Consider the following 13,223-nt stretch of genomic DNA (forward strand, 5'->3'; position numbering starts at 1 on the left):
CATGGCCATTGAAGAAACCCTCGTCCTCGTCAAGCCCGACGGCGTCGCCCGCGGACTGACCGGTGCGATCCTCGCCCGCATCGAGGCGAAGGGCTACTCGCTCGTCGACATCCGCCTGGTCGAGCCCGACCGCGACCTGCTGGCCGCGCACTACGCCGAGCACGAGGGCAAGCCGTTCTACGAGCCCCTGATCGAGTTCATGATGTCCGGCCCGTCGGTCGCCATCCGGCTCGCGGGGAACCGGGTCATCGAAGGATTCCGCTCCCTGGCGGGCACCACCGATCCGACCTCGGCCGCTCCCGGCACCATCCGCGGGGACTTCGGTCGCGATTGGGGGCTGAAGGTGCAGCAGAACCTCGTGCACGGATCCGACAGCCCCGAGTCCGCTCAGCGCGAGCTCGGCATCTGGTTCTGATCGCACGACGCGACCGGGTCCGGTGATCCATCACGAGATGGATGCCGGACCCGTCCTCATCCGGGGCCCGGATCGGATGAGGCCGCCGCGGGCGACCTGGACTGCGGTTCAGCGGATGAGCCCGGCGATCTCACCGAGGAAGTCCAGTCCTGCCAGTTGAGCCATGGCGATGACGACGGCGTAGGCCAGGATCGTGATCAGGGGGACCCATGCCATCAGACGGTTCGCCCGCCGCTTCACCACAGCCGATCTCGTGATCGTCCCGTTGCGCAGCAGATGGACGGCCGTCGCGATGAAGGCGGGTATCGTCACGGCCCATGTCACCATGCACCACGGGCACAGCACGGCCAGGTGGTAGATGCTCTGGCCGATCAGCCAGCAGATGAACGCGATGGCGCCGAGCATGCCCAGCCCGAACAGCCCCCAGAACCAGCGCGGGAAGCGCGCGCCCGAGATGACGGCGACGCCGACGACGAGTACCGCCATCCATCCGGTGAGGCCGATGACGGGGTTGGGGAAGCCGAAGACCTCGCCCTGCCATGAGCCCAGATTCTTGTCGCACTGGAGGATCACGCTCACGTAGCAGCTGGTCTGCTCGCTGGGATTCTCCAGCAGGAAGAACTTCTCCACAGTCAGCTGGAAAGCCGCCCACCAGCCGACCACGGAGAAGACGATCAGCCAGATGCCGTATCCGACGGGTCGGATTCGCTGTGCGGTCATATCGGGATTATCCCAGCAATGGCTGTGCGATCCGGGTGAATGCGGACTGCGGGCCGCGCGGCGGATGCCGCGCCATCGCTCCGGGGGTGCGATAATGACTGGAGATGCCGTTGTGGGAAGTCGCGATGGCATCGTCAAGACTTCGGGGACGCATGTCCCGCGCGATCCTGCCACCGAGCGGATCGCATGCCGAATGAGTTCGCGGTTGCAGTTTCGCCGCATGAGTTTCCGCAGGCACTCGGTGCCAGCGCAGGGAGTAAGCCAGAGATGGCCGATGAGAACGATGACAGGACCACACTCGACCTCGACACGACGCCGGCGCGGCCGGTAGCCGAGGAGCTGCCTGCGACGGACGTCGCGGCGGAGCCCACCGGCAGTGCCGAGGCCGCGGATGCCGTGCAGGAGCCGACCGGCTCTGGCACGGGGGCCGCCGAGCCGCAGCCGGCTGCGGAGCCGGAGGCCGCCGTCGCCCCCGAGGCGGCGGCGCCGGAGGAGCCCGTCGAGCCCGAGCAGCCCGAGCCCGTGACGGCGGTGAGTCTGGGCCTGCTTCCCGAGGTCTTCGTCTCCAAGGTCTCCACGCAGCTGCACTTCTATGCGCCCGAGATCGTGCCGCTGCCCGCTGTCCGTCACGATGACGGCGACGACGACCGAGGATCGTCCTCCTCCCGCCGGGGCGGCCGACGCCGCCGCGGCGACGACGACGGCAGGGACGAGCCGCGTCAGCGCCAGCGCACGGTCGAATACATCACCGAGCCGAAGGCCATCAAGGGGTCCACGCGACTGGAGGCCAAGAAGCAGCGTCGCCGCGACGGACGCGACGCCGGTCGTCGTCGCCCCGTCGTCACCGAGGCGGAGTTCCTCGCCCGTCGCGAGTCCGTCGACCGCATGATGGTCGTGCGCGCGCGCAACGGCCGCACGCAGATCGGCGTGCTGGAGGACAACGTGCTCGTCGAGCACTATGTCGCCCGCAATCAGGACGCATCGCTCATCGGCAACGTCTACCTCGGGCGCGTGCAGAACGTGCTCCCGAGCATGGAGGCGGCCTTCGTCGACATCGGCCGCGGACGCAACGCCGTGCTGTACTCCGGCGAGGTGGACTGGGATGCCGTGGAGACCGGCAATCAGCCGCGTCGCATCGAGCTGGCACTCAAACCCGGCGACCGCGTGCTCGTGCAGGTGACCAAGGACCCGGTGGGGCACAAGGGTGCCCGCCTGACCAGCCAGATCTCCCTGCCGGGCCGTTACCTGGTGTACGTGCCGGGCGGATCCATGAACGGCATCTCCCGCAAGCTCCCCGACAACGAGCGGGCGCGTCTGAAACGCATCCTCAAGGAGGTGCTGCCCGAGTCCTCCGGAGTGATCGTCCGCACGGCGGCCGAGGGCGCCACGGAGGAGCAGCTCACACGCGACGTCCAGCGGCTCACCGCGCAGTGGGAGCACATCCAGAAGCTCGTGCAGAGCCAGCAGGCTCCCGCGCTGCTTCATGCGGAGCCCGATCTGCTGGTCAAGATCGTGCGCGACGTCTTCAACGAGGACTTCGCCCGGATGACGATCCAAGGCGAGGAGGCGTACAACACCATCACCGCGTATCTGGGCAGCGTCGCCCCCGATCTCCTCGAGCGGGTGGAGACCTACACCGACGACGTCGACCCCTTCGATGCGCACCGGATCACCGAGCAGATCGAGAAGGCGCTGGACCGGAAGGTCTGGCTGCCCTCGGGAGGCTCGCTGGTCATCGACCGCACCGAGGCGATGACCGTCATCGACGTCAACACCGGCAAGTTCGTGGGCACCGGAGGAAACCTCGAGGAGACCGTCACCAAGAACAACCTCGAGGCGGCGGAGGAGATCGTCCGTCAGCTGCGTCTGCGCGACATCGGCGGCATCATCGTCGTCGACTTCATCGACATGGTCCTCGAGTCCAACCGCGACCTCGTGCTGCGGAGGCTGGTGGAGTGCCTGAGCCGCGACCGCACCAAGCACCAGGTCGCCGAGGTCACCTCGCTCGGCCTCGTGCAGATGACGCGGAAGAAGCTGGGGCTGGGGCTCCTGGAGACCTTCAGCGAGCCGTGCGAGGTGTGCGCGGGGCGCGGCATCATCGTGCACCACGACCCGGTCGTCAAGCACCGTGGCGGGCCGTCGGGCGGCCAGGGGCGCAGGTCGCGCGGGTCGTCGTCCTCTCAGGCCTCGTCGGGCCACGGGGCCGCGGCGCCCGCGAGCACGACGCACAGCATCACGGAGGGCGCGAAGTCGGCCCTCGCCGCCATCGCCGCCTCGACGATCGCCCCCGCACCGTCTCAGGAGGAGGCGCCCCCTGCGCCCACCGAGGCGCCCCTCGTCCCCGAGCGACCCAAGAAGAGCCGCAGGAAGCGCGCGAACGAGCACAAGGCCCCGAAGACCGAGGCGGAGCAGCTGCTGGACTCCGTGCTGAACTCCCTGCCCGAGCCGAAGGCCCCCGGGCAGGGACGCAACCGGCGACGGGTGAGCACGGCGATGCTCACGGCATCGGCGCCGGCGGTTCCGGAGTCAGTGCCGGTCCCTGGCACGGACCCGCAGCCCTGACGCGATCAGCCGTCTGGTCAGCTCCTTGCCGCTCACATGCCCGGCGCCGGCGGCGATGAGCCTCGGCACGGCGTCGGCCGGGACGTCGTAGTGGTCCTGGTCGAAGGCGCGCCGGGGGATGCCCTGCATCCGGGCGAAGTCGTGCAGCTCCGCCAGGTCCGAATCACTGACCAGGTGCGCCCAGAGCCGACCGTGTGCGGGCCAGACGGGGTCGTCGACGAGGACAGTCATGTCGCCGATCCTATTGCCGCGGACGCGCCGTCCGGCTCGCTTTGCGGCGATGCCCGGCATCCGGTAAAGTTGTCCTTTGGTGCGAGACCCCTGTCGGCTTTTCCGGTTGCAGGAGAACGTCTTGCGTCTGCACCCTTCGCGGAGGCGTCGTACGCAAGCAGCAGTCTTCCCGTGAGATTCCCGGAGCGATCCGCTCCCCAACGAAACAGGTATGAAGTGGTTTACGCAGTAGTGCGCGCCGGTGGGCGACAGGAGAAGGTCGAGGTCGGCACGATCGTTCAGCTCGACCGTGTTCAGGCTGCCCAGGGCGAGAAGATCGAGCTTCCCGCCGTGCTCCTCGTCGACGGCGCCACGGTGACCACCGACGCGGACAAGCTGGCGAAGGTCAAGGTCACCGCCGAGGTCCTCGGCGATCTCCGCGGCCCGAAGATCGTCATCCAGAAGTACAAGAACAAGACCGGCTACAAGAAGCGCCAGGGCCACCGTCAGGAGCTCACGCGCGTCAAGATCACCGGCATCAAGTAAGCACGGAAGGCTCAGGACATGGCACACAAGAAGGGCGCGAGCTCGACCCGCAACGGTCGTGACTCCAATGCGCAGCGACTCGGCGTGAAGCGCTTCGGCGGCCAGACCGTCAACGCCGGCGAGATCATCGTCCGCCAGCGTGGAACGCACTTCCACCCCGGCACGGGAGTCGGCCGCGGAGGCGACGACACGCTGTTCGCCCTCGAGGCGGGTGCCGTCGAGTTCGGCACGAAGAGCGGCCGCAAGGTCGTCAACATCGTCGCTGCCGCGCAGTAAGCGCAGCGGATCATCTCGGACGGGGCGGGCTTCGGCTCGCCCCGTCCTGCGTATCAGCACACCCCATCGACCCGGTCCACACCCTGAGGAGCACGACATGGTCACGTTCGTCGACACCGTCACTCTGCACCTGCGCGCAGGACGGGGCGGGAACGGCTGCGTCTCCGTGCGGCGCGAGAAGTTCAAGCCCCTCGGCGGCCCGGACGGCGGCAACGGCGGTGACGGCGGTGACATCGTGCTCGTCGGAGACCCGCAGGTGACGACGCTGCTGTCGTACCACCACTCCCCGCACCGCAGCAGCGGGAACGGCGGCTTCGGCATGGGCGACCACCGTTCCGGGTACGACGGCGAGACGCTCGAGCTCCCCGTACCGCTGGGAACGGTCGTGAAGTCGGCCGACGGCGAGGTCCTGCACGACATGGTCACCCCGGGCGAGCGCTTCGTCGTCGCCGAGGGCGGTCGCGGGGGGCTGGGCAACGCCGCGCTCGCCTCCCCGAAGCGCAAGGCGCCGGGCTTCGCCCTGCTCGGGACGCCCGGGCATGAGGGGACCGTGCTCCTGGAGCTGAAGACCGTCGCCGATGTGGCGCTGGTCGGCTATCCGTCCGCCGGGAAGTCGAGTCTCATCGCGGCACTGTCCGCCGCGCGTCCGAAGATCGCGGACTACCCGTTCACGACGCTGCATCCGAACCTGGGCGTCGTTCAGGCGGGGGACAGCAGATACACCGTCGCCGATGTCCCCGGCCTCATCGAGGGTGCCAGCGAGGGCCGTGGGCTGGGGCTTGAGTTCCTGCGCCACGTCGAGAGGTGCAGCGCACTGCTGCACGTGCTGGACTGCGCGACCCTGGAGCCGGGTCGGGATCCGCTGTCGGATCTGGACGTGATCCTCGCCGAGCTCGCGGCGTACGAGGTGCCCGAGGGGCAGATCCCGCTGCTGGAGCGTCCGCAGCTGGTCGCGTTGAACAAGATCGACGTGCCGGAGGCCCGCGACCTGGCCGAGCTCGTGCGTCCGGACATCGAGGCGCGCGGGTTCCGCGTCTTCGAGATCTCCACGGCATCCCGGGAGGGGTTGCGACCCCTGAGCTTCGCTCTGGCGGAGCTCGTCGACGAGCACCGTGCGACGACGGCCGTCGAGGTGGAGCCGGAGCGCGTCGTCATCCGCCCGAAGGGCGCGGCGCGCCGGGAGGACTTCACCATCCGCGTCGAGGGCGGCACCTACGGCGACGTGTATCGGGTGCTCGGCGACAAGCCGGTGCGCTGGGTGCAGCAGACCGACTTCCAGAACGAGGAGGCCGTGGGCTACCTGGGCGACCGCCTGGAGCGGCTGGGTGTGGAGGACGCACTGCTGAAGGCCGGCGCGGCCGCTGGGTCGACGGTCATCATCGGCGACGGCGACGGCAGCGTCGTCTTCGACTGGGAGCCGTCGATCACCTCCACCGCGGAGCTGATGGGCTCGCCCCGGGGCACCGACAACCGCATCGGCGGCAGCAGTCGTCGTACGACGGGAGAGCGAAGAGAGAGGTATCACGCACGGATGGACGCCAAGGCGGCTGCACGGGCCGAGTTGGAAGCACAGCGGTCGGCATCCCGCGAGGATGAGGAGTGAACGCCCGCAGCCGGGCGGATCTCGCCGCAGCCGAGCGCATCGTCGTGAAGGTCGGATCGTCGTCGATCAGCGGTGAGGCGTCCTGGCGCATCCCGATGATCGTCCAGGCGCTCTCCACCGCGCATCGCCGCGGGACCGAGGTGATCCTCGTGTCCTCCGGCGCGATCGCCACGGGCATCCCCGTCCTCGACCTCGACTCGCGTCCGACGGATCTGGCCACGCAGCAGGCGGCGGCCGCCGTGGGGCAGAACCTCCTGGTGTTCCGCTACCAGGAGGCGCTGCGCCCGTTCCGCATCATCGCGGGGCAGGTGCTGCTCACGACGGGAGACCTGGAGAATCCGACCGGGCGCAGCAACGCACGCCGTGCGATGGATCGGATGCTCGCGCTCGGGGTGCTCCCCATCGTGAACGAGAACGACACGGTCGCGACCCAGGAGATCCGCTTCGGGGACAACGACCGACTCGCGGCGCTGGTGGCGCAGCTCGTCCATGCCGACGCGCTCGTGCTGCTCAGCGATGTCGACTCGCTGTACACGAAACCACCGACCGACCCGACTGCGGAGCCCATCGACCTCGTTCGGACCGACGCCGACCTGGCGGGTCTCGAGTTCGGCGCCGCCGTCGTGAACAGCGTGGGCACGGGTGGGGCGGCGACCAAGGTCTCCGCTGCACGCATGGCCGCAGCGTCGGGCATCGGTGTGCTGGTCACGAGCGCGGACCTGGTCGGAAGAGCACTCGAGGGGGCGTCGATCGGCACCTGGTTCGAGCCCGCCGTCACGGACTGAGCCGTTCGGGGACGGAGCCGGGGACGCATCCTCACGAGTCATACGCGGCCGGGCGTGACCCCGCGCCGATACACTGACCGGATGAGCATCCTCACCGACCCCGACACCGCCGTGGAGACTCCTCAGCATCGCCTCGCGCGTGCGAAGGAGGCGTCCCGGTCCATCGCGCGCTTGACCAGCGGCGAGAAGGAGCGGGCGCTGGAGGCGATCGCCCGCACGATCGAGGAGAACGCGTCCCGGATCATCAGCGCCAATGCGACCGACATCGCGCGGGGCCGTGAGAACGGCATCGGCGAGGCGCTCATCGACAGACTGAGCCTGGATGAGAAGCGGGTCGCGGCTCTGGCATCCGCCGTCCGTGACGTCGCCGCACTGCCCGACCCCATCGGACAGGTGCTGGGCGGCCATCGGATGCCGAACGGCGTCGCCCTCGAACAGGTCCGCGTGCCGTTCGGCGTCGTGGGCGCGATCTACGAGGCGCGTCCGAACGTGACGGTGGACATCGCCGCGCTGGCTCTGCGCGCCGGCAACGCCGTCGTGCTGCGCGGCGGCAGCGCAGCACTCGATTCGAACACCGTGCTCGTGGAGCTCATGCGCTCTGCCCTGAAGGGGGCCGGGGTGGATCCCGAGGCCGTCCAGAGCGTCGACGACTTCGGCCGAGACGGTGCGAAGGCCATGATGCACGGGCGCGGCTTCATCGATGTGCTCGTGCCCCGGGGGAGCGCTGCGCTGATCGAGACCGTGGTGACCGAGTCGACGGTGCCCGTCATCGAGACCGGTGCGGGCGTCGTGCACATCGTCCTGGACGAGTCGGCCCCCGCGGAGTGGGCGCGTGACATCGTCGTCAACGCGAAGGTGCAGCGGCCCAGCGTGTGCAACGCCGTGGAGACGGTGCTCGTGCTGCGCGAGGCCGCACCGACGCTCGTGCCCGTCGTCGTCGGCGCCCTGCAGGACCAGGGCGTCAGCGTGCACGGCGACGACACGGTCGCCGGGTTGGTGTCCGACGTCATCCCGGCGACGGAAGAGGACTGGTCCACCGAGTACCTCAGCCTGGACGTGTCCATGAAGGTCGTGGACACGCTGGACGACGCGCTCGCCCACATCCGCCGCTACAGCACAGGTCACACCGAGTCGATCATCACGACCGACTCCCGCAACGCGGAGCGGTTCCTGGCCGAGGTCGACTCCGCAGTGGTGATGGCCAACGCATCGACCCGCTTCACCGACGGCGCCGAGTTCGGCTTCGGAGCCGAGGTGGGTATCTCGACCCAGAAGCTGCACACCCGTGGTCCGATGGGCGTGTCCGAGCTGACCAGCACGAAATGGCTGGCCAGGGGCACAGGCCAGACACGGGGTTGAGGACTAGACTGGTCAGGCGTTCGCCCGACCGCCCAGAAACGGAGTCAGAATGAACCTCGTCGCTCAGATCGCGATGGCCGCTGCCGAGGCGGAGCACCACAACGTCCAGGCAGAGACGTTCATCTACGGCGTCGTCGCCGCGTTGGTCTTCGCGGCGATGGGGCTGGTGACCCTGTCGTATCGCAACGTCGCCAACCGGCACTCGCGCAAGGCGGAGGCCTTCGCGCAGAAGCACGGTGAGGACGGCCACGGCCACCACTAGAGCGCACATGCAGGATTCCACCGCTCGAGCACCGCGCATCGGCGTGATGGGTGGCACTTTCGACCCGATACATCACGGCCACCTGGTCGCGGCGAGCGAAGTGGCGCACTCCTTCGAGCTCGATGAGGTCGTCTTCGTCCCCACCGGACGGCCGTGGCAGAAGCAGAACGTCTCGCACAGCGAGCACCGCTATCTGATGACGGTGATCGCGACGGCGTCCAATCCTCGCTTCACCGTCAGTCGCGTCGACATCGACCGCGACGGGCCGACCTACACGATCGACACCCTCCGGGATCTGAAGCGCGAGCGGCCGGATGCGCAGCTCTTCTTCATCACGGGCGCGGATGCCGTGGCGCAGATTCTCAGTTGGAGGGACCATGATGAACTGTGGGACCTCGCGCACTTCGTCGCGGTCTCCCGGCCCGGACACGTGCTCAGCACGGACGGTCTGCCCACGGATGTCGTGAGCCGACTGGAGGTGCCGGCGCTGACCATCTCCTCGACCGCGTGTCGGGAGCGGGTCAGCGACGGACAGCCGGTCTGGTATCTGGTGCCGGACGGCGTCGTCCAGTACATCGCAAAGCACCATCTGTATCGGAGCAACCCATGAGCACATCGGAAGAGGACGGGAAGTCACGGCTCACGCGCAGGCAGCTGCGCGAGATCCGCCTGACCGGTTCGACGCCGGTCATCACCGCGGAGGAGGCCACGGCCGCAGCCGTCCAGCCGACGACGGTGCTGCCGCGTGCCGCCGAGCCCGTGGAGATCGCCCCCGTGACGCAGGTCGAGCCCGTCGATCCGCACGCCCCGCTCACGCGGCGGCAGCTGCGGGCGCTCCAGCAGGCACGTCAGGTCGCTCCCGGCACGGTCGACACCGCCGCCGGGACGGACACAGCCTCCGTCGAGGACGTGCGCCGGATGCCGGAGCAGCAGCGTGCGATGGTGTCCGGTGTGCCGCCGTTCGCGACGGATCCGTCCGTCGGTACGGGCCCGTCGTTCGACTCGCTTCCCGGGCGCACGCCCTCCGTCGCGGAGGACGATCCGATGCCGTCTGCGGATCAGGCCGTGCCGGTGTCGATCTTCGAGACACGGCCCGAGCAGGAGCCGGAGGCGCCCGCGGTGTCGGAGACGCCGGAGCCCGTCATCGCAGCCGCTCCCGTCTTGGTGGCGGAGCCCGAATCCGAGACGCAGAAGGTGGCGGAGCCATCGGCGTCCGTCGTATCTGGAGTCGACCAGTCCGACGGACCGAAGGTGGGTGCGGCGTTCGGGGTCGGCGTCAAGCCCGGCAAGGCGGAGCCCGCCTCCGGTGCGCTGTTCGATGCGTTGCTCGAGGGCGACACGTCCACCTCGCAGCACGGCACCTCCACCGCCCTGATCTTCACACCGTCGCCGGAGGCCGGTTCCCTCTCGGGGCCGATCGCGGCCACGGGGGAGATGCTCGTCACCGGCACCTATGCGCTTCCGGACGGGCTCGGCTCTCAGGGGCACGCCCGCGGCACGACGGACGGCAGGGAGGCGGATGCCGTGCTCATCGACGGCGAGCTCGCGCCCACGTCGTCGCCCACGCCCATCGCCGCCAGCGCCGCGGTCAGCACCTCCAAGCCCGCCGGCGAGGTCATCCGACCGCCGGCACCCGAAAAGGGAAACAAGCTCATGCTCACCCTGGCGGTCGTCGCCGGCGGGCTGGCGATCGTGCTCGCCGCCACACTCGTCATCGCCTTCACCACTGGAGTCCTCGACTGATGCAGTCCCCGGAGAACACCCGCGAGATGCTTCGAATCGCCGCGGAGGCGGCGGATGCCAAGGGCGGGGAGGATCTCGTCGCTCTCGACGTCTCCGAGCCCCTGCCGCTCGTCGACGTCTTCCTGTTGGTCAGCGGCAGCAGCGAGCGCAACGTCGCCGCGATCGCCGACGAGATCGAGGACCGGCTGCACGAGGCCGGTCATCGCCGGGTGCGTCGTGAGGGGCGCTCCGAGGCACGCTGGGTGCTGCTGGACTTCGGGGATCTGATCGTGCACGTCTTCCACGCCGAGGAGCGCGTGTACTACGGTCTCGAGCGGCTCTGGAAGGACTGCCCCGTGCTGCCGGTCGAGCTCGCCGAGAAGGTCGCGGGGGAGTAGGGGCTGCCGACACGCGCCGTCGATCCGGTTCCCCGTCGCCGGCTGCGTCCAGTCGCGTATGCGTCCACGATCATGGGAACGCGCGTGCTTGACAGCGACCACGCGGTTCCGCCTGCCCGTCTGCCTTGCCGATTGCCCGGACGTTGAGGCGCCTCGGGCCGGCCTGGTGGGAAAGTCGAGGCGGAATGCTCTGGGAGCAAAGTTCGGTTCTCCGCGAACAGGGAGGGGCGCCCGAGCCACGTCGACCACGTCGCGATTCAGAACAATGGTGGAAGCAATGGAGCGTTGCGGGAACAGGCGACCTCGGGTCGAGAGGCTGGTTTCCGCGTGGAATCAAGGGGTTTGCGCGGATGCAGAGTCCGACGGCGAGGCCGACGACCCGTTGATCGGCGTGTCGGCGGAACCAAAGAAACGACCTCGAACACGCCTGACCGACGAGGAAGTGGACGCTATGCGAACAGCCCGCGCACAGGGCATCAGCGTGAAGGCCGTGGCTCGTCAGTTCGGGGTGCACCGGGGCACGGTGTGGGCGAAGACGCGGTGATGAACCCGACGGCGACGCGGGAGTTGAACTGACCTCGACCCCCTCGCGCCGCGAATCTCGGTAGGCCGTTCTGCTGCATGAAATCAACGATCTACGACGTGTGGCATGTGGATAACTCCACGGCGATACTCCGAAATACAGAGTGCTTAGCACTTTCGTTAGCACTTTTCGCGGCTCAGACGATACTGAGCCTGGTCCAGTTCGGAGGCTGAGACGAGACCCGCACCGGCCAGTAACGATTGTGGCTGAACACGGAAGACAACCATCTGGTCAAGGTCTGTGCGTCTGGCAATAGTCCAACGTGTTCTCCACCCAGCCCTCGGCGACGATCCTGGTGCATGCCTTCACCTATGGCAGGAACGGACTTCGACATCGTGATTCGCGGCGGCGTACAGGGGAACACCGGGTTGGCGAACTATCGTCAGAGTAGCGATCGGCAAATGCCGTAGCTCCACAAGGGCCTCGCCTCAGAAGTGCTCGTGATGGAAGCAGGTACCGCCCATGTCGGTAACAAAGATACAAGAACTCAACGGTCTCGGCCCCGTACGCGCGACTCGCGCCCGTGCCGGGGATTTTCCGCCGATAGCGAAGGCTTATACGCGGGTCTCGCAGCAGGTGAGGGATGCGGGTCTCCTGCGTCGGGCGCCCTGGTTCTACGTTCTGGTCGGACTGGTTCTCGTGGTCGCTCTCGGCGGCACGATAGCCGGATTCGTTCTGCTGGGAGAGAGCTGGTTCCAGCTCATCATCGCGGGAGCTCTGGGTATCGTCTTCACGCAGATCGCGTTTCTCGCCCACGAAGCGGCGCACCGGCAGATCCTCTCCCTCGGTCCGGCAAACGATCGTCTTGCGCGCGTCCTCGCCGGGGCCATCGGAATGAGCTACTCCTGGTGGGACTCCAAGCATAGCCGCCACCACTCCAACCCGAACCGAGTGGGCAAGGATCCCGATATCCAGGTCGATACCATCTCGTTCCTCGAAGAAGACGCGGTCCAGGCGAGAGGATTGCGGCGCGCTATCACGAAGCGACAAGGCTGGTTCTTCTTCCCTCTGCTCACATTAGAGGGGCTGAACCTCCACTTCCACAGCCTCCGCCACCTTCTGAGCAGGGAACCGGTAAAAGGGCGCTGGATCGAGCTTGCCATCATCGCCGCGCGGTTCGCCCTCCTGATCACCCCGCTCTTCCTCTTGCTTCCTATAGGTATGGCTTTCGCGTTCCTGGGGATTCAAGTCGCGGTCTTCGGCGTGTATATGGGAGCCTCTTTCGCCCCCAATCACAAAGGGATGCCGGTGATCGCTCACGACGCGAAGCTCGACTTCTTCACGAAGCAGGTGCGTACCTCGCGGAACATTCGGGGTGGGTGGTGGGCGACTTCGCTCATGGGCGGCCTCAACTACCAGGTCGAACATCACCTGTTCCCGAGCATGTCCCGCCCGTTTCTTTCGCGCGCGCGGCGTATCGTCCGCGAACACTGCCGGGAACTGGGCGTCCCGTACACCGAGACATCACTGGGTCGTTCTTACGCGATCGTCATTGACTACCTGAACCGTGTCGGTCTCTCGGCTCGTGATCCGTTCGAGTGTCCCATCAATGCCCGGTATCGCCGAGTGTGACTATCCAACCCGTGGCGAGTGGATCGAGCGGTGGGAGCGCGAAGTACGCGAGTCTGGACACGCATACGCCCCGTCTCCAGCCACGGGTGTGTCCGATGAACGGTGTTTCTGGGCCGGCGGTCATTAGTTGATTCGGCCTTCGAAGGCGATCGCGAACGCGTTCAGCGCTGGCTTCCACCTCGTCGCCCAGCGTGCCCTGCCCCGACCCGT

General features: G+C 67.9%; 15 protein-coding genes. 13 read left to right on the forward strand and 2 right to left on the reverse strand.

Going from position 1 to position 13,223, the window contains the following annotated elements; genetic code table 11:
• The first annotated feature begins 1 nt into the window (after window position 1).
• Window positions 2-415, forward strand: coding sequence for a nucleoside-diphosphate kinase (ndk, locus tag ABD770_RS12050; protein WP_344819806.1), 414 nt, complete (start codon window positions 2-4; stop codon window positions 413-415).
• Between the two features lie 108 nt (window positions 416-523).
• On the opposite strand, the gene ABD770_RS12055 is transcribed toward ndk, so the two are convergent.
• The gene (locus ABD770_RS12055) at window positions 524-1,135 is read right to left on the reverse strand and encodes a vitamin K epoxide reductase family protein (RefSeq protein ID WP_344819808.1); all 612 of its coding nucleotides are present in this window, start codon (window positions 1,133-1,135) and stop codon (window positions 524-526) included.
• Window positions 1,136-1,402: 267 nt separating this feature from the next.
• Here ABD770_RS12055 and ABD770_RS12060 point away from each other — a divergent pair, with 267 nt between their 5' ends.
• Entirely contained in the window at window positions 1,403-3,697 is a 2,295-nt protein-coding gene (locus ABD770_RS12060; protein ID WP_344819809.1) for an Rne/Rng family ribonuclease, read from the forward strand.
• Here the strand turns inward: ABD770_RS12060 and ABD770_RS12065 are convergent.
• Complete coding sequence (locus ABD770_RS12065; protein WP_344819810.1) at window positions 3,662-3,928, reverse strand: DUF4031 domain-containing protein; 267 nt, start codon at window positions 3,926-3,928, stop codon at window positions 3,662-3,664. The genes ABD770_RS12060 and ABD770_RS12065 overlap by 36 nt on opposite strands.
• Before the next feature lie 216 nt (window positions 3,929-4,144).
• Between ABD770_RS12065 and rplU the strand changes: the two genes are divergently transcribed.
• The 11 genes from rplU to ABD770_RS12120 all read left to right on the forward strand — a co-directional run bounded on the left by rplU (window position 4,145) and on the right by ABD770_RS12120 (window position 13,013).
• A complete protein-coding gene (rplU, locus tag ABD770_RS12070) occupies window positions 4,145-4,453 on the forward strand; it encodes a 50S ribosomal protein L21 (protein ID WP_344819811.1) in 309 nt (102 codons plus the stop codon).
• Between the two features lie 18 nt (window positions 4,454-4,471).
• Window positions 4,472-4,729, forward strand: coding sequence for a 50S ribosomal protein L27 (gene rpmA, locus ABD770_RS12075; RefSeq protein WP_344819812.1), 258 nt, complete (start codon window positions 4,472-4,474; stop codon window positions 4,727-4,729).
• 97 nt (window positions 4,730-4,826) lie between these two features.
• Complete coding sequence (obgE, locus tag ABD770_RS12080) at window positions 4,827-6,332, forward strand: GTPase ObgE (protein ID WP_344819813.1); 1,506 nt, start codon at window positions 4,827-4,829, stop codon at window positions 6,330-6,332.
• On the forward strand, window positions 6,329-7,117 hold the full coding sequence (proB, locus tag ABD770_RS12085; RefSeq protein ID WP_344819814.1) for a glutamate 5-kinase: 789 nt from the start codon (window positions 6,329-6,331) through the stop codon (window positions 7,115-7,117). The genes obgE and proB overlap by 4 nt, the downstream gene beginning before the upstream one ends.
• A gap of 81 nt (window positions 7,118-7,198) precedes the next feature.
• Window positions 7,199-8,476, forward strand: a complete 1,278-nt coding sequence (locus tag ABD770_RS12090; RefSeq protein ID WP_344819815.1) for a glutamate-5-semialdehyde dehydrogenase — start codon at window positions 7,199-7,201, stop codon at window positions 8,474-8,476.
• A gap of 49 nt (window positions 8,477-8,525) precedes the next feature.
• Window positions 8,526-8,738 carry a hypothetical protein gene (locus ABD770_RS12095; protein WP_344819816.1) on the forward strand — a complete coding sequence of 71 codons (213 nt, stop codon included), beginning with the start codon at window positions 8,526-8,528 and terminating at the stop codon, window positions 8,736-8,738.
• Between the two features lie 7 nt (window positions 8,739-8,745).
• On the forward strand, window positions 8,746-9,348 hold the full coding sequence (nadD, locus tag ABD770_RS12100) for a nicotinate-nucleotide adenylyltransferase (protein ID WP_344819817.1): 603 nt from the start codon (window positions 8,746-8,748) through the stop codon (window positions 9,346-9,348).
• Window positions 9,345-10,481, forward strand: a complete 1,137-nt coding sequence (locus ABD770_RS12105; RefSeq protein WP_344819818.1) for a hypothetical protein — start codon at window positions 9,345-9,347, stop codon at window positions 10,479-10,481. The genes nadD and ABD770_RS12105 overlap by 4 nt, the downstream gene beginning before the upstream one ends.
• Window positions 10,481-10,858, forward strand: coding sequence for a ribosome silencing factor (gene rsfS / locus ABD770_RS12110; protein WP_344819819.1), 378 nt, complete (start codon window positions 10,481-10,483; stop codon window positions 10,856-10,858). The genes ABD770_RS12105 and rsfS overlap by 1 nt, the downstream gene beginning before the upstream one ends.
• A gap of 451 nt (window positions 10,859-11,309) precedes the next feature.
• Window positions 11,310-11,402: a helix-turn-helix domain-containing protein gene (locus tag ABD770_RS12115; protein WP_344819820.1), complete on the forward strand. Its 93-nt coding sequence runs from the start codon at window positions 11,310-11,312 to the stop codon at window positions 11,400-11,402.
• A 501-nt stretch (window positions 11,403-11,903) separates the two neighbouring features.
• A complete protein-coding gene (locus ABD770_RS12120) occupies window positions 11,904-13,013 on the forward strand; it encodes a fatty acid desaturase family protein (protein ID WP_344819821.1) in 1,110 nt (369 codons plus the stop codon).
• The last annotated feature ends 210 nt before the right edge of the window (window positions 13,014-13,223 follow it).

This window comes from Microbacterium soli (assembly GCF_039539005.1).
GTDB classification, from domain to species: Bacteria; Actinomycetota; Actinomycetes; order Actinomycetales; family Microbacteriaceae; genus Microbacterium; species Microbacterium soli.